Annotated in this window: 12 protein-coding genes; 4 read left to right on the top strand and 8 right to left on the bottom strand. The window is 70.8% G+C overall.

What is annotated here, in order from left to right; genetic code table 11:
• Positions 1-76: 76 nt before the first annotated feature.
• Genes ACIBCJ_RS01125 through ACIBCJ_RS01115 form a run of 3 tightly spaced genes read right to left on the bottom strand, consistent with a single transcriptional unit; the run spans position 77 to position 3,533 of the window.
• A complete protein-coding gene (locus ACIBCJ_RS01125) occupies positions 77-787 on the bottom strand; it encodes a sulfite exporter TauE/SafE family protein (protein WP_362506657.1) in 711 nt (236 codons plus the stop codon).
• Complete coding sequence (locus ACIBCJ_RS01120; protein ID WP_362091508.1) at positions 784-2,211, bottom strand: amidohydrolase family protein; 1,428 nt, start codon at positions 2,209-2,211, stop codon at positions 784-786. The genes ACIBCJ_RS01125 and ACIBCJ_RS01120 overlap by 4 nt, the downstream gene beginning before the upstream one ends.
• Positions 2,208-3,533: a uracil-xanthine permease family protein gene (locus ACIBCJ_RS01115; protein ID WP_365978858.1), complete on the bottom strand. Its 1,326-nt coding sequence runs from the start codon at positions 3,531-3,533 to the stop codon at positions 2,208-2,210. The genes ACIBCJ_RS01120 and ACIBCJ_RS01115 overlap by 4 nt, the downstream gene beginning before the upstream one ends.
• Positions 3,534-4,099: 566 nt before the next feature.
• Here ACIBCJ_RS01115 and ACIBCJ_RS01110 point away from each other — a divergent pair.
• On the top strand, positions 4,100-9,112 hold the full coding sequence (locus tag ACIBCJ_RS01110; protein ID WP_365978859.1) for a hypothetical protein: 5,013 nt from the start codon (positions 4,100-4,102) through the stop codon (positions 9,110-9,112).
• A 22-nt stretch (positions 9,113-9,134) separates the two neighbouring features.
• Here the strand turns inward: ACIBCJ_RS01110 and ACIBCJ_RS01105 are convergent, their stop codons facing one another.
• Positions 9,135-9,554 carry a hypothetical protein gene (locus tag ACIBCJ_RS01105; protein ID WP_362091498.1) on the bottom strand — a complete coding sequence of 140 codons (420 nt, stop codon included), beginning with the start codon at positions 9,552-9,554 and terminating at the stop codon, positions 9,135-9,137.
• A 185-nt stretch (positions 9,555-9,739) separates the two neighbouring features.
• Between ACIBCJ_RS01105 and ACIBCJ_RS01100 the strand changes: the two genes are divergently transcribed.
• Entirely contained in the window at positions 9,740-11,230 is a 1,491-nt protein-coding gene (locus tag ACIBCJ_RS01100; protein ID WP_362506645.1) for a hypothetical protein, read from the top strand.
• On the top strand, positions 11,227-12,741 hold the full coding sequence (locus tag ACIBCJ_RS01095) for an SAV_2336 N-terminal domain-related protein (RefSeq protein ID WP_362091494.1): 1,515 nt from the start codon (positions 11,227-11,229) through the stop codon (positions 12,739-12,741). The genes ACIBCJ_RS01100 and ACIBCJ_RS01095 overlap by 4 nt, the downstream gene beginning before the upstream one ends.
• A 175-nt stretch (positions 12,742-12,916) precedes the next feature.
• Here ACIBCJ_RS01095 and ACIBCJ_RS01090 read toward each other — a convergent pair whose 3' ends face one another.
• The 4 genes from ACIBCJ_RS01090 to ACIBCJ_RS01075 all read right to left on the bottom strand — a co-directional run bounded on the left by ACIBCJ_RS01090 (position 12,917) and on the right by ACIBCJ_RS01075 (position 17,571).
• Complete coding sequence (locus ACIBCJ_RS01090; RefSeq protein WP_362091491.1) at positions 12,917-13,516, bottom strand: GNAT family N-acetyltransferase; 600 nt, start codon at positions 13,514-13,516, stop codon at positions 12,917-12,919.
• 97 nt (positions 13,517-13,613) lie between these two features.
• Complete coding sequence (locus ACIBCJ_RS01085) at positions 13,614-14,555, bottom strand: hypothetical protein (protein WP_362506636.1); 942 nt, start codon at positions 14,553-14,555, stop codon at positions 13,614-13,616.
• A 4-nt stretch (positions 14,556-14,559) separates the two neighbouring features.
• On the bottom strand, positions 14,560-15,663 hold the full coding sequence (locus tag ACIBCJ_RS01080) for an NlpC/P60 family protein (protein ID WP_362091485.1): 1,104 nt from the start codon (positions 15,661-15,663) through the stop codon (positions 14,560-14,562).
• A gap of 183 nt (positions 15,664-15,846) precedes the next feature.
• The gene (locus ACIBCJ_RS01075) at positions 15,847-17,571 is read right to left on the bottom strand and encodes a carbohydrate-binding module family 20 domain-containing protein (RefSeq protein WP_365978860.1); all 1,725 of its coding nucleotides are present in this window, start codon (positions 17,569-17,571) and stop codon (positions 15,847-15,849) included.
• A 351-nt stretch (positions 17,572-17,922) separates the two neighbouring features.
• On the opposite strand from ACIBCJ_RS01075, the gene ACIBCJ_RS01070 reads away from it, so the two are divergent.
• Positions 17,923-20,922 carry a carbohydrate binding domain-containing protein gene (locus ACIBCJ_RS01070; protein WP_365978861.1) on the top strand — a complete coding sequence of 1,000 codons (3,000 nt, stop codon included), beginning with the start codon at positions 17,923-17,925 and terminating at the stop codon, positions 20,920-20,922.
• The last annotated feature ends 49 nt before the right edge of the window (positions 20,923-20,971 follow it).

Raw genomic sequence — 20,971 nt, 5'->3', positions numbered from 1 at the left:
GGGGTCCGGACCGCCTCGGCTTGGGCAGGCCCCGCTCCGGGGGCCTGCCCGGGGCGGGGCGCCGGGCCGCGGGGCCTCAGAGCCCCAGCATCAGCACCAGCCCCGACACCAGGGCGAAGACCAGGACGAACAGGCGCATCCTGCGGGCGTCCAGACGGTGGTGGACGAGGCGGCTGAGCCAGGCGCCGACGGCGATGGCCGGGAGGAGCAGGGCCGCCCGGCCCAGTTCGGCGGGGGCGGCCTTCCCCGTCGCGAAGAGCAGGACCAGGGAGGCGACCTCGCCGACGAGGAAGCAGGCGGCGACCGTCGAGCGGAGTTCGGCGGGCGGCCGGTGCTGGTAGACCAGCGCGAGCGGCGGGCCGCCCACCCCGGTCGCGGTCTCCGTCAGTCCGGTGACCGCGCCCGCGCCGACGTAGGCCGCCCGCCCCGGGGCGAACGTGGGGGCGGCGAGGCTGACGACGGCCGCGAGCACCGTCGAGACGCCCACGAAGAGGCCGAGGTCGTGTTCCGGGATCAGCCAGAGCAGGGCCAGCCCGGCCGGCGTGGCGGCGAGTCTCGCCCCGGTGATCCAGCCGGCCCCGCGCAGGTCGAGCGACGCCCGTTCGCGCCAGGCGACGTACAGGTTGAGCGGGATCATCGACGCCAGGACGAACACCGGGACCAGGCCGGGATCGACGAACCCGGCGACGGGTGCGACGATCAGCGCGAAGCCGAGACCGCTGCTGCCCTGCACGAAGGCGGCGACGGCCACCGCCACGGCGAGTACCGCCAGCATCTGTGCGCTCAACGCCGTGCACTCCCCTTCCGGTCCCGGTCGAGTGCCCGGGCCGCCGTGGAGGTGGGGTGCACCCGGGTGACGCCGGCCCCGGCGACGGCGGCGCGGGCCAGTCCGGCCGCCCGCTCGACCAGCGCGGCCCCGTCCCAGCCGGTGGGCCGCCCCTGCCACATCCGCAGCACCCCGGCGACGAACACGGCGGTGATCTGGTCCCGGTTGCCGCGCCGGACGAGCTCCCACGGCAGGTCCCACGAAAGGGCCAGTTCCGGGGTGTCGACGTCGACGAGCAGGAAATCCGCCGCCTTCCCCGCTTCCACGGTGCCGGTGAGGGAGCCCAGGCCGACGGCGTCCGCTCCCCCGTGGGTGCCGCGCTCCAGCCAGGTCCACCCGGCGCCGCACGACGAGTCGCCGGTCGCCAGTCCGTACGCGAGCCGCTGGGCGAACTCGGCGGCGTCGGCGAGCCGGAAGCCGTCGCCGCGGGTGCCGTCGGTACCCGTACCGAAGCGCACGCCGCGCTCGGCCATGGTCGTGGCGGGCGCGACCGCGTTGCCCTTCCAGGCGCTCGCCACGGGGTTGTAGCTGACGGCGGTCCCCGTGTCGGCGAGCAGGGTCAGCTCGCGCGGGGTGAGGAGCGTGGCGTGCGCGGCGAGCAGCTGGGGGCCGAGCGCGCCGATCCGGTGCAGGTGCTCCAGGGGCCGCAACCCGTGCCGTACCAGGGAGCGTTCCACGCCGGCGAGGTGTTCGTTGACGTGGATCTGGACGACGGCGCCCGCTTCCGCCGCCATGCGGGCCGTGGCGCGCAGAGTGGGTTCGGTGGCCGCCTCGGGGATGGACACGGCCAGGGAGGGATGCACGAGGGGGTCACCGGTCCAGCGGGCGAGGTGCTTCTCCGCGCTCTCCAGGACGGCCGGGTCCCCGGTGCCGTCCTGACCATCCGGGCCGTCCGCGTCGTTGCAGACCAGCCCGAGTACGCAGCGTATCCCGGCGTCTCGCGCGGCCGAGGCGACCACGTCCACGTCGACGTCGGCGCGGGTGCCGGCGTCGGCGACGGTGGTGAAGCCGCCGCGCAGTGCTTCGAGCGCCGCCAGTTTGGCCGCCGTGTAGGCCGACTCCTCGTCCAGCGCGCCCTCCAGCGGTACCCAGACCCTCCGGAAGATCTCGGAGGGCTCCCCGAAGGCGAGTGCGGCGCCGAAGCTCTGGGTGAGGTGGTGGTGGGTGTCGACGAAGCCGGGCATCAGCAGGTGGCCGGGCATGGTGACGGCGTTCAGATGCGGGTGGCTGCGGGCCAGTTCGTCCACCGGTCCCACGACGGCGAAGCGGCCGTCGTCGACCACGACCGCCCAGCCGTCGACGGGACCTTCGGGCAGCAGGACCGAGCCCGGTACGAGCAGGATCGGGCCGGGGTGGGCGAGGGCGTCTCGGGCGGGTCGGTTCATCGGTCGCTTCCTGTGCGCGGTGTGGTCAGGCGGGCGACGACGCCGGGCCTGACGTGGTGGAAGAGGTGGTTGAGGACGACGGCCGTGAACGTGCCGACGGCGACGCCGCTTTCCAGGAGGATGCGGACGTTCGGCGGGAATCCGCCGTACACCCCGGGGACGAGGATGGGCAGCAGCCCGAGGGCGAGGGCGACGGCGCAGACGAACGTGCTGGTGTGCCGGTCGAGGTCGGACCGGCCGAGCATCTGGACGCCGAGCACGGTGATGACGCCGAAGACGACCATGGCGGTGCCGCCGACGACCGGGGTGGGGATCACGCTGATCGCGCGGGTGACGGGGGCGAGGACGCCGATCGCTACGAGTACGGCGCCCGCGGCGGCGGTGACGAAGCGGCTGCGCACGCCGGTCACGCGGACGATGCCGATGTTCTCGCCGCTGGTGACCATGAGCGGCAGTCCGAAGAAGCCGCCGAAGAGCGAGGTGAGCGCGTCGCCGCGGACGGTTCTGGGCACGTCGGTGCGGGCATCGATCCGCTTGCCCACGGCCTCGGCGTTGATGACGGTCTGGCCGGTGGCCTCGGCCATGGACGCCAGGGTGTACAGCATCAGGGGAAGCGCGGCGACGAGGTTGAACTGGGGCGAGCCGAAGGGCATCAGGTGCGGCAGGTTCACCAGGCCGCCGCCCATCGCGTCGGCGCCCGTCCCGTCGACCGCGCCGGTCACGGCCGCGAGGACGGCGCCGGCCAGCAGACCGAGCATCACGGCGAGTTGGCGCAGGATGCCGGTGAAGAACAGGTAGAAGACGACGGTGAACCCGATCGTGGCCAGGCCGAGGCCCAGGTCGCCGGGGTCGGCGAAGCCGGGCGAGCCGGGTTGGCCGGTGACGAGCACGGCACCGACCTTCACCAGGTTGACGCCGACGATGACAATCATGGTGCCGATGACGAGGGCGGGGAAGTACGCGAGGAGCCGGGAGAAGAGGGGCAGCACGACGAAGGTGAACACCGCCGTGAGGATCACCGCGCCGGTGGCGGTACGCAGGCCGTGCTGTTCGGCGATGGCGAGGAACAGGATGAGCGGCGCCCCGCCCGGCAGCATCACGAACGGCAGACGGGGCCCGAACTTCCAGAAGCCGAGCGACTGGACGAGGGAGCCGACGCCGGAGAGCACGAACGCCGCCGAGAGCAGGTCGACGGTGAGGTCGGGGCCGAGCCCGAGGGTGGCGCTCATCAGGAAGATCGCCGAGATGGGGGTCGCGGCCATGACGATGACGTGCTGGACGCCGAAGAGCAGGATCCGGCCCAGCGGACGCGCCTCGTCCACGGGGTGCACCTTGCCCCGGCCGTCGTCGTCCTCACCGGCCGGGAGCGGAGCGACGGCATCGGCCGGGGACGGGGGTCGGGGGTCGGGGTCGTGCGGGGCAGGGGCGGGCGCCGGTACCGGGGCTGCCGGAGGGCGGTTCTGACGGGGACTGGACACGTTTCGGGGCTCCGTTCGGGCATACGGGCACGTTCGGATTCTCAGCCGCGATCCGGCCCTGGACGGAGAGCCAAATCGATTTGGCCAAATCGATTTGGCCGCCAGTATGCGGAGCGCCGTGTATCGCGTCAAGGGTCGGGGTGCGGCGCTCACCGGCTCTTCGTCCTCCGGCTCCCCCACCCGGCAGTGCGGGGCGAGGCGGGGAGCCGCCGACGACGGCGGGCCGCCCACCGGCTCTGCGCCCACCTTCTCCGTGCCGAGAACGCCGCTTCCCTTTACACCGGCGAAGCATCGAAAATCGGCGGTTGGATTTCCGCCGGATCGGCTGAGCATATGCCCCGAACCGCTACACTCCCGCACGTGATGCAGCCGACAAGTGGTCCGTCCCATCGGTCGGTCAGGGGGAAAGTGTGCGCAAAGAGAGTTGGACCGTCGAATTCGAGCAGCCTTCCGATTTCGAGACATCGGTCCAGCGGGAGATCCGCAGTGCCCTGCGGAACATCCCCCTCAGCACCGATGCGTCACAGGACGGACACTGGCCGGGCAACCTGAGCGAAGTGCGGGTGCTACGCCGGCTCGCCGGGGGACGCAGCGGCTCCGCCGTCCTCAAGATCCGCCTGCTGCTGGAGGACGGGGACAGCCTCCTCCAGGTCGCCAAACTCTCCACCCGCGACCAGGCCGTCAAGGAGTACCGGGCCGCGGCACCGGTGGCGCAGCCGCAGCGCTTCCCCATGCATCTGGACATCGTCGCCGCCAGCAGGGGTGTCCTGGACGCCGGCCCTGGGAACCCGTACGCCGCCGGTCTCCAAGTGGTCGTCTACCAGCACCTGGAGGACCGGCACGGCGCGCGCGGCGACACCCGGTCACTGGAAGAGGTGGTGGCGCAGGGTGTCGCCGACGAGGCGTTCACGGAATCGGCGTGCGAGTCGTTGCGTCACACGCTCACAGACCTGGCGGACCAGTTCCACCGCGTGGCACGGAAAAGCAGTCTTTCCCTGGGACACCTGAACGACACGCTGGGGACGGACCTGCACCTGTATTTCGAACGGATCAAACCACAGGACGGCCCAGGGGTCGATCTCGACCTGGGAATCACCGCTCCCAGCCGTGAGGAAATCGAAGCCGAACGCTGTGGCGAGGAGGACCTGCTCCTCAGCTCCTCCTCTCCTCCCGGCGAAAAGCGCACGATCTGTTCCGGCCGACGGGTGACGCTCCTTGTGGAGGACCCGACCCTGGATCGGGACAAGCTCGCCGGCCGCATCGACCGAGCTCGCGTGGAGGCCGTGGCCCAGGGCAGCGCTCGCGACAAAGACCTCCGCGTGGAGTTGGACGGCACTTCCCCGCTCCGCGTGAGTGCGAACGTCCTGCACACGCGGGCCGAGCTCCGCTCACAGCTGCTCAAGACAAAGCTCTCGTCGTTCGGGCACGTCGAGGAGACCGCCGAGGAGCTGGCCTGCGACGGCGTCTCCGTCGCCCATCCGCTGCGTGAGCTGTACGAGATCCTGGACCGCCCAAGAGATGCTCGCGTCACCGGCCCTGTGCACGGCGACCTCAATCCGCGAAACGTCCTTCTCCGGGACGACCGCACCTATCTGATCGACTTCGCCGACGCCGAGCCGGACGGTCTGACGCTCACCGACTACGCATGGCTCGAGGTGTGCCTGCTGCGGGAGCTGGAGGACTGCGGCCTCGTCTGGCGTGAACTGCTCGTCCTGCAGCGGCAACTGGCCGTGATGAGCAAGTTGGCCGTCTACGTCGACGGCGAGTGCCTGGACAAGATCCTCGCCGCGCTGGTCGACGCCGGCCCTGGACCTCTGGGGCGGTGTCTGGCCCTGCTGTGGGAGATCAGACGCGCGGCTCTGCGTCTGGAGAGGCGGCACTGCTCGCCCGAGGAGGCGCAGCGGCACTTCTTCGAGTATCTGACCCTGGCGGCGTTACGGCCGTTGAAGTTCCCGGATGACGAGCAGAGCCCTTTCCGGGTGGCGGTGTGCGCGGCGGCGGCCGGCGTGGCGGCGGAGGCCCTCCGAGGGGCGCCGCCCGGCCTGTTCGCCTCATGGGAGTCCGACCAGGCGGTCACCCTCGTGCGGGCACTGCTCGATTCCGGTCAGGCGCATCGTCCCGGCGCCTTCGATCTGCTCATCGGTGCCCGGGAGGCGGCGTGGACGGCCGGGCACGAGGAACTGGACGTCGACAGCGTTCTGTTGCGCGCCCTGTTCCAGGGCCCGCTGTCGGAGACCCTCGACAAACAGCGTGACCACTGCGGTAATCCGGTCCCGTTCATCTCGTTGACCGGTCGAGTTCTGCAACCGGGCGAACCGTTCGTCCAGCAGGGCGACGGGGCTCTCGCCATGGACCCCGGACCCGCCACGGAACTTCTGTGGTCCCATGAGCGCTGTGTGCTCGTCGGCGACTGCGGGGCGGGAAAGAGCGCGACCGTCAGGGAGTTGCAGGCGCGACTCATCCGGGGCGGGATCGAACCCCAGAGCCATCTGGACTCCCACCCGCCCTTGTGCTGGCCTCTCGAGCTGAACGCGCTGCGCATCAGCGAGTACCTGCGCACCTGGCGGACCTCCACCGCGGACGCCGCCGAGGCGGTGCCCGGCACCACGAAACCCGCCGTCGAGCAACTCCTGTGCGAGTGCGCCGACCTGGGCGATGTCGACGAGTCCGTGATCACGACGATGCTGCGGCTGGGCGGGGTGTACGCGGTCGTCGACGAGCTGCACAAGGTCGACGCCGAGGAGAAGCCGTTCGTACTGGGCTGGATCCGGGACCTCGGCGCCGCGTTCCCGGCTCTGCGCATGACGGTCTGTCAGCGCGGCGGTGACTACCAGCCCAGCGCCCTGGGATGGCCGGCGGTGGTGCTGCACAGGGTCAGGGCCCCGCAGGCGCGCGAGTACATCGAGGACCGGATCCGCCGGCGGGACCAGGTGACGTGGCGAACCCGCGTGAGCAGTCTGCAGCAGGCGGTGTTCGCCGACCCGGAGGCGGGCAGTCTGCGCGACCTCGCCGCCAAGCCGCTGTTCCTGCGCATCCTGGTCGACCGCTACCTCGAGGAAGAGGCCGTCAGCACCACCAACCCGGGCAAGCTGGTGGAGGAGTACACCCGGGGCCTTGTCGCCGGCGTCGACGACCGGGAAGTCGAGCGCCGGATGAAGCTCCTGGCGCACCTGGCCGGCGACATGGACGCGTTCGGCGCGGCCATCCGGTACGAGGACGCGGTGAAGTCCCTGGAGCGGTTGAGGCCCTTCAACGCCAGGGATTCGCTGGAGGCGCTGCTGCGCAGCACGGCGGTCGTCACCGACCCGTCGGGCCGATGGGTGGCTTTCGACAACCCGGTCATCCACGCCTACTTCGCGGCCACCGTCCTCGCCCAGGAGGAGGACTCCGACAAGGTCGCCGACCGCATCCTGCAGTTCCACTGGCGGGAGGCCGCCCAGCTGCTGGTGGCCAATCCGCAGACGCCGCAGGACATGGTCGAGCACATCCTGCGGACCGCGCTGGACGCCAACCTCGTGTACGGGGCGTGGTTGCTGCAGGCCGCGCCTCCCGGCCGGTTCGTGGAACTGCGGGGCCGGCTCCTGCACACGCTCACCGCACAGTTGGAGGCCGGGGACAGCGGTCAGCCGGCCTGGCGGCAGGCGGCGTACGGTTTCGCGAAGTACGGTACCCCGGACGCGCTCCGGGCCCTGAGGACGACCGCCATGGACGCGGCGGCTCCGGCGGCGGCCGAAGCGCTGGACGGCCTCGTGATGATGCACCAGTGGTTCGTGCCGGGTGCCCAGGAGGCACTCACGGAGGTCGTGAGCCACCTGCTGGACGCACAGCCGGACCACGTCGATCAGGACCTGACCGTACGGGCCGTGCGGTCGATCGCCACGACGCGGCTGTACGAACTCGTCGGCTACTTGTGGGACCGCGTCCGGGCCGACGCACCGTGGCCGGTCATCCGGCAGGCCTGGCAGGCACTGGTCCAGTTGAACGTCCGGCCCAGCGGCGCCGTGCGCCGGACGTACACCGAGGCGTGCCGACGCCGACTCCCCGAAACGCTCACGGAGCTGTCCCGGACCGCCGATGCCACGACCGTCCATCAGCTAAATCTCGAGCAGCGGGACATCCTGACCGTCCTGGCCGGCAACGGTGATCTCTGCACCCTGCTGGAGTACCGCTTCCGGACCGGCCTGGCCGACGACATCACCTGGCACCCGTTGCTGACCGTCGCGGCGGAGCACTGCGACGACGACACCGGTCCGGCACGGCTGCTGCGCGACGGCGAGGACGTCGACTGGGACGCGTTGCTCGACCGGGACGACGACGCCACGACGGTACTGGCCTGCCACATGCTTCTCCACCGCGGCCGGACGCTGCCCGTCACCCGCGTGCAGGCACTTGCGGCCGACGCCTCGCCCACGCGGCTGCTGGCACTCGCCGCCTTCGTGCACACGCTGAACGGTCACGAGATGCCTGCCGTAGATGACATCGTGCATGCCTACACGGACCGGCTCGACGAGGGGTATCTCGAACCCTTGTCGGCACTCGTCCGCGCGGTCAGCAGCCACGACCTGGAGGCCAGGCCCCGAGCGGCCCTGCTCCTCGACGAGGCCACCCGCCGCCCCGGCCGCTCGCCGAGCGTGTACTGGCCGTGGGCACCGGCGTGGCGCGAGAGCGTCCCCGACCGCTCCGAGATCGACCTGTTCGCGCAGGCGCCCCGTCTCGACGACAGCGAGATGCTCAAGTTGCTCGGAACGACCGACGTCCTGCTCGACGCGCCACCGTTCGACCCGGTGCCCCTGAGCGAAGAACGACGCTCGCGCCTCGAGCGACTGCAACCGGACGACCCCGGCAGTCTGGACGCGCACCGGTTCGTGATGCTGGCCGCCAGCACGGGACTCCACCAGGCACTGAGCTTCGTCCGCGCGGCGGCGGCCCACCCCGGCAACCGGACCACCACCGTGGTGCACTCCCACCCTTTGCACGGCGTCCAGACCGTCGTCCCGGCCGCCCACGCCGTCGCCGCGATCGGCTACCTGAGCCTCCGGGCGGCCGAGGAGCACCCCACGGCCGGCCGGCTCGTGTCCACCGCGTACAAGGAGCTCAACAGCATGATCCTCGCTCCGGACGAGGCGCATCCGAGTCTGCGGCGGGCGCGTCTGGTCGGCATGGGCTTCCTCGGCGACTGGGAGGAGATCCTCGAAGGGCTGGAGGCCGACGATCCGGTGATGCACCACGCCGCCTGGAACATCGTGATGCACTGGGTGCCGGGGCCATGGACACCCCCGTCGGAGGAGAAGGACCCACTCGTCAGCGTCGCGCGCTCGATCAGTGAGCGCCTGCGGCAAAGCGGGATCCCGTCCCCCACACGAGCGGCGCTCGTCCACATCCGCGACAGCGCGGAGACACGAATGGGTCGCTATGTCCGGTAAGTTCCGTGCGGTGCCGTCCGTTTCACAGGCCCATCTCCTTCTTGGCGGCGTCGATCACCGCCCGCCGGGCCCGGGACGCGGCCGCCAGCGCCTCGTCGCGCTCCGGCCCCGCGGGCACATCGTGCACCTGCCGCTGCCGGCGCAACAGCGACTGCCCCGTGTCCACCACTCCGTCGGCGGCCAGCAGCCGCAGCCGCGTGAGCTGACTGCGCATCTCCCTGTACTCGGCGAGCAACGGCTCGGCGTAGGCGTCCGTACCCGACGGCCCCCGGGCCGTGTCGGAATGCCGCCAGCTCGCCTCCAGAAAGGCCACGAAAGCGTCCGTCAGCGCGTCGCGCGCCCACTGGTGCCGCTCACGTCGTCCGCCGACGACCGTCGTGACGACCAGCGTCGCAAGACTCGTCACCGCTGCGGCCCAGGCCGCCCATGCACTCGCATCCATAGGGCACTGATTGTCGCAATACGGCAGACCGCGCACGGCAGTTCGCCCCAGAACGCCAAACTCACCCCTTCGCGCTCTAGCCGAGCCCCGTCGCCATGCCGGACCATGGGCGGGCACGGCACCCCCGCACCGGTCGACCCACCCGCCATCACCTCGCCAAACCGGCATCGCAGGAGTGACCAGCCATGACGGATTCCGCAGCCACAGCGCCCACGACTGGCTCGTCGAGCCGGACGGTCGCCGACCTCCAGCGCGCCCTGGCCGAGCGCCTCGCTTCCCATCCGGTGTTGAACAGCGAGTCCGGATGGCGCTCCCTGACCGCGCGCCTGGCCCGGCAGGGCGGACCATTCCCACCGGCTCCCGTCGACGGCGGGCAACCGGCGGACCGCATCGGAGAGCTGGTCGCGGCCTGCGATGACCAGGCGGACGACGCCGAAGCCCTGGCCGACGCCCTCGATCACGTCACCCGCGATCCCGGCCTCGTCCTCCCCCTGCGCACCGTCGCGGACTGGCTCACGGCCAGGACGCTGCTGTCGGACGCCGAACTGGACGAACTGCGGCGGCTTGTCGACCAGGTACCGGCCCACCAGGCCACCGCGGCCGCGCAGGCGTGCCTGCCGTTCCTGGCGGCCGACCTGCCGGCGCACTGCACCGGCACCTGGCCCACCACCCTGCACCTGCTGCGCCGCAACATGCTGCCCACCGGTCTGCCTCCCTTGCTGGCCTACCTGGAGCACCTGGCCGCGGCCAGACCGGCACAGGAGAGCGCCTTGCACGCCTGGGCCTGGAGCAAGGCCGAGGACTGGGGACTGACCGAGGAACTTCAGGCATGCCGCGCTGCTGCCGCCGACTTCGTCCTGCCCGAACGGTCACCGGCCCGGGTCATGTTCGTGCTGTTGCCCGACGGGCTGCAGAAGGACACCTACACCCTGCGCATGTGGCACCGCGAGGGGGCACGCGCCAAGCCGGCGCTGCGGGACGAGGACACCCAGGCCGTCAGCCACACCGAACTCAGGCCCACTGTCGCGCAACGCCTCCGGCAGTGGGTGCAGGAGACCAGCGAGGCCGTCCTGGACGACATGTGCGTCGAGTTCTGGCTTCCGCTGCCGCTGATCAACGAGCCCGTCTGGGACTGGTGCGCGGATGCCACCCAGCCGGCTCATCCCGCGCGCACGGTGCTCATCCGGAGTCTGGACCGGCTGCAGATCCCCACGATCCAGTCGGCATGGCGCGCCAGGTGGGACAGCCTCATGCACGCTTCGGAGGAAGCGAAGTCCCCGGCCGGAGGAACAGCCGCCTGCGCCCCGCACGACGCCGGGTCGGACCGGGAGTCCCCCGCGTCCCGGGAGACACAGGACCCCGTCATCCTCAAGAGCCCGCCCAGTGACAAGGAGGGACGCCTGCAGTTCCTCGACGCTCTGCGCAGCGGGGCCCCGGCCATCCTGTGGCACCGGCTGGACTGTTCGGCCGCCTTCCAGAGTGCCGCCCTCCGGCTGATCGGCGCGGGCCCGCTGCAGGAGTTGCCGGACCGCATCAGCGCGCTGCGCGCGGACCACCGGCGTTCGACCTCCGCCGACGACGCCGTCGCCGACATCACCCTGCTCTGGGACGATCCGACCCACACTCTGCCCACCCTGCACAGTCTGGTCGCCCCCAGCGAGGCCAGGGTGCTGTGAACACTCATCCGGACGGCAACTGGCTCATCACCAGCACACCACAGGACAACCGACGCCAGTCCTTCTCCCTGCGGCCCCGCCCCTTCCCGGCGCCCGATCTCTTCTCCGAGCCTCCGGACGACTGGCCACGCCCGGCTCCGGTGCCGGCCGTTCCGGCCGCGGCCAGTGCTCTGCAGGCCCTGGAGACACTCGATCCGACGGCACAGGCGAACACCCCCACGCTTCCCAACCTGCCCGGCGCGAGCCCTTATCCCCGTGCGAGGCCACCGGCGTGGGACCTCGTGCTCATCATCGACACCGGCGCCTCCATGGCGGCGTGGTACGACAGCATCAAGACCTTCGTCGAAAGTGCCTACAAGCTCGCCCACTTCGCGCACATACCGGTCATCAGCCTCCACAGCCAGGGCTTCGATCCGATGCGCCCCGTCTTCGACGCGACGGAGGTGGGGCGGGCCGGTATCGGGGACGAGACACGGAAGAAGATTGTCCTCGTCATCACCGACGCGGTGGGGCCGGCCTGGGAGGGAGAACCGCTGAAGAGCCGGCTCGCCGACTGGGCGGCGGTCCATCCCTTGGCCGTCCTCCACGTCGCGCCGCACCCGCACTGGAGCCGGTCCGCCCTGGCCACCCGGCCCCTGAACCTCAGGTCTCCCGAACTCGGAGGGCCGAACACGACGTTCGAGGTGCAGACCCCGGACGACGCCGCCCTCGACGCGCTGGTGCCAGCGGAGCCCGTGCCCGCGGACAGCGTCGTCATCCCCGTCCTGGAGCTCAGCAAGCGCTGGATCGAACAGTGGTGCCGACTGCTCAACTCCAGCAAGTGGGTGAGCCAGCAGGCCATAGTGGTCGCCCCCGGCGACGCGGGGGAAGGCCCGGACGCGATGAAACCGGCGGACGCCGCCCGGGTGACCCCGCCCCGGGTGCCGGCGCCCCGGCAGGAGACGTGCGCCGAGCCGACGGCGGAACAGCGTGTCGTCGAGTTCCTCGAGAAGGCGCTCGGCGACACCTGCGAACTGACCGTGCTGTTGGCAGCCGCTCCCCTCAACCGCCACATCATGCAGCTCATCGCCTACCACCTGATGCCCCAGACCGGCCCGGAGCATCTCGCCGAGATCCTCAGCAGCGGTCTGCTCCAGGTCGTGGACACCAATGACCCCCGTAGCACCCCGTACCACCACATCGTCTTCGACTTCCTGCCGGGAGTGCGGATGCAACTGCTGTCCCGGCAGCGGGACGGAAGGCGGGCCTGCTACGAGGTGGCGCAGTTGATCGACAAGTACCTGTCGCCGGCCGTTCCGGAGGTCGAGGGTCTCGCGGTGCGTATTCGACAACTCACGCCCCCGGACTCCGTCAACGTTACCTACGAGAACCTGCATTTCCTGGAGGTGGAGCGGGACATCTTCCACGCGCGCATCCCGCACGCCAGGGCCGACACCGTTCATCGCCTGGGCGAGCGGATCGATCGCTTCAAACGGGGCGAGCCCCGGGACCAGCCGCCCACCGGTCGTTGACAAGTGCACCGCCGTCTCGAACTCTGGCATGAGCACGTCCCGCACCACGCAGCACGGGCATCACGGCACCACCACGCAGCGCGGTCAACCGTCTTCAAACGGAAGGACACGGCATGGCGCAGAAGATCGAGATCCGCCCGCTGGACAAGAAGGAAACCACCGGCGACAGCAACAGTCAGGGCGCCTGAAGCGTGGGGCGTGGTCCGGCGCCGTCCCGGCGCCAGACCATGCTCTGCCCGGCCTCCGCCGGCGTCTGCGGCTCGTCCGGTTCGACGCGGAGCAACCGGTACCCGAGCCGGGGCGGGATCTGCGCGCTGCGGACGTTGGCCCGGTCGCAGTGGATCTCCATCGCCTCGACGCCGGGCAGCCGGAGGCCTTCCTCGGTCAGCGCGGCCGCGGCCCGGGTGGCGAGTCCGCGGCCGGTGGCCGGGGAGCAGAGCCAGTAGCCGATCTCCAGGACACCCGCCCCGCCGTTCGGGAACATCGCGCCCCCGCCGAGCACCGCGTCGAGGCGGTCCGGGGGCGTCAGCACGTAGACGAACGACCGGCCCGCGTCCCAGTCCGCGTCCTGTTCGGCACGGAACCTCTCCGTCTCCTCCCGGGTCGGCGGACGCCGGGCCCAGCGCAGCCACGTGCCCAGGTGCTCGACGTCGGCGGCGACCGCGTCGATGAACGCGGCGTCGGGCACCAGCGAACGCCGTCGCAGTACGGAACCGTCCGGCAGGGGGATGTTCTCGCGCGGAAGCCTGGAACTGGAAAGGGTGCCCTCGGTCATGCCTGCATCCTGGCCCACCCGCCCGGCACCTGAAGAGGGCCGTCGTGCCGAGGTCCCGGCGCTTCGCCGACGGGGCGCCCACCTCGGGGAGCCACCGTCAGGCGGGCTGTCCCGGGGAGGAGCGGCCGGCCCGTCGGGTGAAGCGCCGCAGGCCGCGGCGGGTGGGCTTGAGGGGCTTGTCCTCGGGCGCGACCGGCGCCGCTTCCGGGGACGGCGCCGTGCCGGGGCCCGCCGTGAGGGCCGCGGGCGCAGACGTCCGGGTGACCGGGCGGCCGCCCTGTTCCAGCCGGCTCCGGACGGCCTGGGCCATGGCCTGGTGGGCCGGCTCCCGCAGCAGGCCCGCCGAGGACAACCGCTCCCACATGTGCAGGAGTTCCTGCCCCCGGGTGGCCACCTGGCCCTCGTCCCAGAGCCGTTGCCACGCCGCGGTGGCGCGGGCCACGTCGGGGGCGGCCCGGTTCAGGTCGGTGCGGCAGCGGATGCGGGCGACGGTCAGCGCCAGGACGGTGGAGAGCATGTGGTCGCCGCGCAGGTACGCGAGGTACGCCTCGATCGCCCGGGCCTCCAGGGAGAGTTCGTCCTCCGCGCCGCGCCGCAGCGTGAGGTGCTCCCGCAGGGCACTGGCGAGGACGAACGCGGCGTGCAGTTCCTCGCGCTGGGCGTGCTGGATGATGCGCTCGACGCGGGCGAGCGGGGGGAAACCTGCCTCTTCCGCGGCGGTGCGTTCACGGCCGGGCGGCAGGTCGTCCTCGTCGGCGATGGTCCGGCTCGACCCGTCGGGGTGCACCCGCAGCCGCGCCACCTGCTGCACGGTGCGGTCGATGACGGTGGCCGCGACCGGCGCCCCCAGGGTGCGGGCGAACATGGCGACGGCGTCGAGGATGGCCTCGTTGGGCGGCCGCATGCCGCCCATCTCCAGCAGGTGACCGTTGACCACCGTCGATCCGTCCTCGGCCACGTAGGCGTCGAGGCGGATCAGCGGCTGGGCACCGAGCGCGGGCAGGTTCCCCTCGTCACGGGGGGTCAGCGAGTGGGTCATCCGCTCATACTCCGGGACGTACGACGCCGAGGACGGGCATGGAGGCGGCCGGCGCGGTGGTGATGCTGCGGCCGGGCCGCGGTGCGTGGACGATCTGTCCGCCTCCGATGTACATGCCGACGTGGGTGGCGTCGTTGAAGTAGATGATCAGGTCTCCGGGGCGGGCGGAGGAGAGGCTGACGCGGGTGAGGCCGGCCCACTGTGCCTGCGAGGTGCGCGGGATGGGGTGCCCGGCGGCCGCCCATGCCGCGGAGGTGAGTCCGGAGCAGTCGTACGAGGACGGGCCCACCGCTCCCCACACGTACGGTTTGCCGATCTGCGCCATGGCGAAGCCGACGGCCTTGCCCGCGGCGCCGCTGACCTGCGTCCCGCCGCCCGGCGCCGCCCCCTTGCCCTTCCCCTTGCCCACCGAGCCGCCGGACGGGCCACCGGACTGCGTCCACCTGGCCTCGGCCTGCTTCGCCCGCTCCCTTTCCAACTGGGCGAGTCTGCGGGTCTGTTCCTCTTCGAGTCCCGCCTCGATCCGCTCGGCCGCGGAGATCTTCTTCTCGATCTTCTGCTTGGCCGAGGCCTTGTCCGCGCGGCTGCGCTTCAGTTCCCGCAGTTCCTTCGCGGCGGCGTCGGTCTGCTCGCTCAGCTTCTCGCGGGCCGTCTTCTGTGTCTCGGAGACGTTGACGAGGCCGCGCATGGCCTGGCGGGCCTGGGAAGCCTCGTCGAGAGCTCCTTCCGGGTGGTCGCCGAGCAGCAGTTGGATGCCGGTGGCGGCCAGGTCGCCGCCGCGGTACTGGGTGCGGGCGGCGGCGCCGGCGAGGTCGCGCAGGTCTTTCACCCGCTGCTCGGCCCGGGTCAGGTCCTTGCGCAGGGTCGTCAGCCGCTTCTCCTGCCCGGCCGCCTTCTCGTTCGCCGCGTTGTACGCCTCGGTGGCCACCTCCGCCTCGCGGTAGAGACCGTCCAGTTCGCTGCGGATGTCCTCGATCGACTTGTCGGTGTGCGGATCGGGTTCGCTCGGGGCCGCGTGACCGGGCGCGGGCGACAGGACGATCGCGCAGACGAGGGCTGCCGTGACACCCCGACTCCGTAACCGTCTGCCGCCGGTCGACACGTTCATGAACTCCACTCTCAGAGGTCGCGTGCGGGCGCGGCCCGGGCGGACGGCTGCCGCCGCGACTGTCACCGCGGTTCACACGGTGGGCCGTTCGAGCCTTGAACACACTACCTTCCCCCGAACGGCCCTCCACGGTGTCCCCGCCCGTGTCAGGTTGCTCACACGCACCTGTTCACCGAGCGGTCGTCAGTTGCGCCAGGTGTCGTTGAGCGTGGTCCTCGCGGTGTTCACCGTAGCGGTGCGGTTGACGCCGCTTTCCCAGGTCACGTTGCCCGCCGCGTCCTTGCGGAGGTACTTGTACGCGAAGGACGTGCCCGCGGGGAGGTCCACGTCCCGCTTCCACACCGGGTAGGCGGCCGGGTCGAGTTTCAGGGCGCTGCCCGGGTTCCAGTTGCCGAGCTCCGGACGGTTCCCGGTGACGTAGATGTCCTGGCCCCAGGTGGTGGTGGCGTTGACCGCGAAGGACACGCCGGAGGCCACCGGGTCGGGGTCGACGGGGCCGCTCGTGCCGTCGCAGGTGCGGGCGCCCACGTGCAGGGCCACGGCCGTGCCGGCGCCCAGGGTCGCTGTGAACCGGCCTGCCCCGTCGACCGTCACACCTCTGCCCGTCTGGACATCGCAGTAGTCACCCGCGGGCAGCGACGTCTGGAACGTGCGGGTCAACGAGGTGCCCTCGTGGTTGATGGCGACGTACGCCTTCGAGCCGCGTCCGAAGGCGATCTGGTCGCCGCCGTTGTCCCACCAGTCGGTGACGGCCTGGCCGCGGGCGGTGTTGCGGAAGCCGACCATGGAGGAGATCTCGCGCCAGGCGTGCTGGCACTTCCAGCCGTCGTTGTAACACGCGTTCACCTGGCCGCCGTTCGGCGGACCGGCGTCGTGGTCGGTGAACTCGTAGCCGGAGTGGACGTCGGGGCTGCCGTAGGGCCAGGCCAGCATGAACACGTGCGCCAGGGTGTAGGCGGCGCCGTTTTTGTAGGTGAGGGTCTCGCCGTTGCGCTCGGTGTCGTGGTTGGTCACGAAGACGGCCGAGCCGCCTGAGGGCATGTAGCCCCAGGATTCGCCGAAGTTCTTCAGGGACGCGAGGTTCTCACTGTTGAACATCCGCCTGAGGTCCCGTGCGTAGCGGAACTCCTGCACGTCGCCGCTGCCGAGGTACTCGGTCGGGGAGACTGCCTCGCCCGCGCCGTAGATCGCCTCGTGCTTCCAGTACACGTCCGGCTCGGTGAGCCGGGACTTGATGGCGGCCAGGTCGCCGGCGGCCATGTGTTTGGACGCGTCGATCCGGAAGCCGTCGACGCCGAGGGACAGCAGGTCGTTCAGGTATCCGGCGATCTTTCCCCGTACGTAGTCCTCGCCGGTGTCCAGGTCCGCGAGGCCGACCAGCTCGCACTCCTGGACGTTGCGGCGGTCGCCGTAGTTGCTGATCTGCGAGGTGCAGTTGTCGAGGTCGCTCGACGAGTACAGGCCGGGGTAGTCGTACTTGGTGTACGGCGAGCCGCCGGTGCCCGTGCCGCTGCCGGCCGACATGTGGTTGATGACCGAGTCTGCGATGACCTTCACCCCCGCCGCGTGGCAGGTGTCGACCATGCTCTCGAACTGGGCGCGGTCGCCGAGGCGGCCCGCGATCCGGTAGCTGACCGGCTGGTAAGAAGTCCACCACTGTCCGCCCTGGATGTGCTCCTGGGGCGGTGAGACCTGGACGAAGCCGTAGCCGGCCGGGCCGAGGGTGTCGGTACAGGCCTTGGCGACGGAGCTGAACTTCCACTCGAACATCACCGCGGTGACGTCCTTGTCTCCGGGCGGGGTCGCCCGGGCCGGTGCCGCGGTGGCGACGAGGCTGCCGGCCAGGCCGGCGGTGAGGGCGAGCGCGGTGGCGGTGACTCTTCGTGCCGCGCTGGTGTTCCCGTGCATGGAGTCTCCCGTGTGAGGGTGCGGGTGTCCCGGGGGTGCCGACGGATGCCTGGGGAGGAGTCGGCACATGCTTGCAATGTGTTGCAGCAATATTTCTGCAACCGCTTGCGCTGGTGACCGTAGATGCGGTGTTCAACCACGGTCAACCCTCTGTGCACGGTGGAAAGTTGAAGCGCGACCCCTTTACGACTCCCCCGTACACGGGTAACTTCCGGCTGCCGTAAGGACTTTCTGCAATTTTCCGTTCCCCCTTTCACCTGCTGGCCGTCCTTGCCTTCACCTGCCGGCCGCTCTCCCTCCGCTGGGCGCTCGCCGGCCGTGCCCTGCCGCTCCGCCTCCCTGGAGACACGCATGAGACGCATGAGACACCTCCGCAAGCGGCTGCGACGGCCGTTGGCCGCGGCCGTCGCGGCTGCCGCCGTCCTCACGGTGCCGCCCACCGCACCGGACACCCTCTCCGCCGCGACGGCGGCAGCCGAGACCGGCAACACGGCGACCGTCTTCTACTACACGGGGACGAAGGGCTGGGACCGGTACCACCTGCACTACGCCCCCGACGGCGGCTCCTGGACCGAGGTCCCCGGAGCGGCGATGGAAAACGCGTGCACCGACTGGGTGAAGAAGACGGTCACCCTCGGGAGCGCGGCGGGTCTGCGGGCCACCTTCAACAACGGTGCCGGGACCTGGGACAACAACGGGGGTGAGAACTACGCCCTGGGGACCGGCGAGATCACGGTCAAGGACGGCGTGGTCGCGCACTCCGACCCCTGCGGCGCGGGCACGGACCCCGGCGGCCCCGCGCCGGGTGACGGACACCGGGCCACCGTCTACTACTCCACCCGGTCCCTCGGCTGGACCACCGCCAACATCCACTACCGGCCCGCGGGCGGCTCCTGGACCGCCGTTCCCGGAGTCGGCATGCGGGCGGCCTGCGCCGGCTGGTGGCGGACGGACCTCGACCTGGGCGCGGCCACCTCGTCGCAGGCCGCGTTCAACAACGGCAACGGCGTGTGGGACAACAACCGGGGCGCCGACTACACCCTGCCCGCCGGCGTCACCACCGTCGCCGACAACACGGTCACCGCGAACGCCGAGGACCCCTGCGCCGAGGAGGTGCCCGACACACAGGCACCGACCGTTCCCGCCGGGGTGGGTGCGAAGGCCGACGGCGTGTCCGTCGTGCTCACCTGGGAGCCGTCCACCGACGCCACCGGGGTCGCCGGGTACCAGGTGACGCGCACCGGAGGCACCAGGGGTGAGGTCGTGAGCGACGTCGGCTCCACCGTCTTCTCGGACACCGGCTTGGAGGAGGGCACGACCTACACCTACACCGTCAGGGCCGTGGACGCGGCGGGCAACGTCTCCGGGGCCTCGGCCGCCGCGATCGCCACCACCGGCACGAAGCCGACGTCGCCCGCCGCCGGCAAGCCCCTGGCCACCGATCCCCGCAAGGACCCGATCTACTTCGTCCTCACCGCCCGTTTCAACGACGGCGACGCCTCCGACAACCGCGGGGGCAGCCAGCACGAGAAGTCCGGCAACGCGGCGAACGCCGACCCCATGTTCCGGGGCGACTTCAAGGGGCTGGTCGACAAGCTCGACTACATCAAGGGCCTCGGCTTCTCCGCCGTGTGGATCCCACCCGTGGTCCTCAACCGCTCGGACTACGACTACCACGGCTACCACGGCTACGACTTCTACCGGGTCGACCCGCGTCTGGAGTCCGCCGGCGCCTCCTACCAGGACCTCATCGACGCGGCCCACGCCAAGGGCATGAAGATCTACCAGGACGTCGTCTACAACCACTCCTCCCGCTGGGGCGCCAAGGGCCTGTTCACCCCGACCGTCTACGGGGTGCGCGACTCCCAGTGGAGCTGGTACTACGACGAGAGGCAGGCCGGCTTCGAGTACGACGGCCTGACCGTCGAGCCCAAGAGCGGCAAGTCGTACTACAACGGCGACCTGTGGTCCACGGCCGAGCCCAGTGGCAACACCTGCGTCGACTGGGGCAGACCCACCGGCGCCAGGAGTCCCGAGGGCTACACGATCTACAACTGCCAGTGGCCAGGACCGACGTCCGGCATGTTTCCCAAGGCGCTGTACCACAACTGCTGGATCGGCAACTGGGAGGGCGAGGACTCGCGTTCGTGCTGGCTGCACGAGGACCTCGCCGACTTCGACACCGAGAACCCGCAGGTGCAGAACTACCTCGTCGGCGCCTACGACAAGTACATCGACATGGGCGTCGACGGATTCCGCGTCGACACGGCGGTGCACATCCCGCGCACCACCTGGAACCGCCGTTTCCTGCCCGCGATCCAGGAGCGCGTCGCCCGGCAGCACGGCGCCGAGGCCGCGCGGAACTTCTTCGTCTTCGGCGAGGTGGCCGCCTTCGTCAACGACAAGTGGAACCGCGGCTCGGTCAACCACTCGGCGCAGTTCTACACGTGGAAGGAGCGCAAGGAGTACAGCGCCGACGACGAGAAGGCCGCGCTCGAGATGTACGCGTACGAGCAGCAGCAGGGCACGGGGAACCAGCCCACCTCCACCAACGCCTTCCTGGACGGCAACGGCTACCACGTCCCGGACCACAGCCGCTTCTCCGGCATGAACGTCATCGACATGCGCATGCACATGAACTTCGGTGACGCGAGCAACGCGTTCCACAACGGCAGGGACTCCGACGACAGCTACAACGACGCCACCTACAACGTCGTGTACGTCGACAGTCACGACTACGGCCCCAACAAGAGCAGCGAACGCTACGCGGGCGGCACCGACGCCTGGGCCGAGAACATGTCCCTGATGTGGACCTTCCGCGGCATCCCGACGCTGTACTACGGATCGGAGATCGAGTTCCAGAAGGGCAAGAAGATCGACTGCGGTCCCACCTGCCCCCTCGCGACGACGGGCCGCGCCTACTACGGCGGCCACCTGGCCGGCGACGTCACGGCCTCCGACTTCTCCACGGTGGACTCGGCCACCGGTGCCGTCGCCACGACGCTGGCACAACCCCTGGTCAAGCACGTGCAGCGGCTGAACCGGATCCGCCGGGCCGTACCCGCCCTGCAGATGGGCCAGTACTCCACGGACGGCATCACCGGCGACATGGCCTTCAAGCGGCGCTACACCGGGGGAGGCACGGACAGCTTCGCCCTCGTCACCGTCTCCGGCGGCGCCACGTACAGCGGCATCCCCAACGGCACGTACCGGGACGCGGTCACCGGAGACACCAGGACCGTCACGGACGGCCGGCTCACCGTCGCCGCGCCGGGCAAGGGCAACCTGCGGGTGTACGTCCTGGGCGGTACCGGAAAGATCGGGACGGACGGCCCCTACCTGAAGCCCTGAGGCAGACCGCCGGTACCCCGGGGGGCGCACCCCGGGGTTCCGGCACCGG

The organism is Streptomyces sp. NPDC051136 (assembly GCF_044455745.1).
Classification (GTDB): domain Bacteria; phylum Actinomycetota; class Actinomycetes; order Streptomycetales; family Streptomycetaceae; genus Streptomyces.
Note: the sequence above shows the minus strand (reverse complement) of the source record. Positions and strands in the feature narration are given on the sequence as shown.

Bases quoted from the DNA above. Each gene is read 5' to 3' on its own strand.
- ACIBCJ_RS01105 (WP_362091498.1), bottom strand. From the start codon at position 9,554: ATGGATGCGAGTGCATGGGCGGCCTGGGCCGCAGCGGTGACGAGTCTT.
- ACIBCJ_RS01100 (WP_362506645.1), top strand. From the start codon at position 9,740: ATGACGGATTCCGCAGCCACAGCGCCCACGACTGGCTCGTCGAGCCGG.
- ACIBCJ_RS01090 (WP_362091491.1), bottom strand. From the start codon at position 13,516: ATGACCGAGGGCACCCTTTCCAGTTCCAGGCTTCCGCGCGAGAACATC.
- ACIBCJ_RS01070 (WP_365978861.1), top strand. From the start codon at position 17,923: ATGAGACGCATGAGACACCTCCGCAAGCGGCTGCGACGGCCGTTGGCC.
- ACIBCJ_RS01080 (WP_362091485.1), bottom strand. From the start codon at position 15,663: ATGAACGTGTCGACCGGCGGCAGACGGTTACGGAGTCGGGGTGTCACG.
- ACIBCJ_RS01085 (WP_362506636.1), bottom strand. From the start codon at position 14,555: ATGACCCACTCGCTGACCCCCCGTGACGAGGGGAACCTGCCCGCGCTC.
- ACIBCJ_RS01075 (WP_365978860.1), bottom strand. From the start codon at position 17,571: ATGCACGGGAACACCAGCGCGGCACGAAGAGTCACCGCCACCGCGCTC.
- ACIBCJ_RS01120 (WP_362091508.1), bottom strand. From the start codon at position 2,211: ATGAACCGACCCGCCCGAGACGCCCTCGCCCACCCCGGCCCGATCCTG.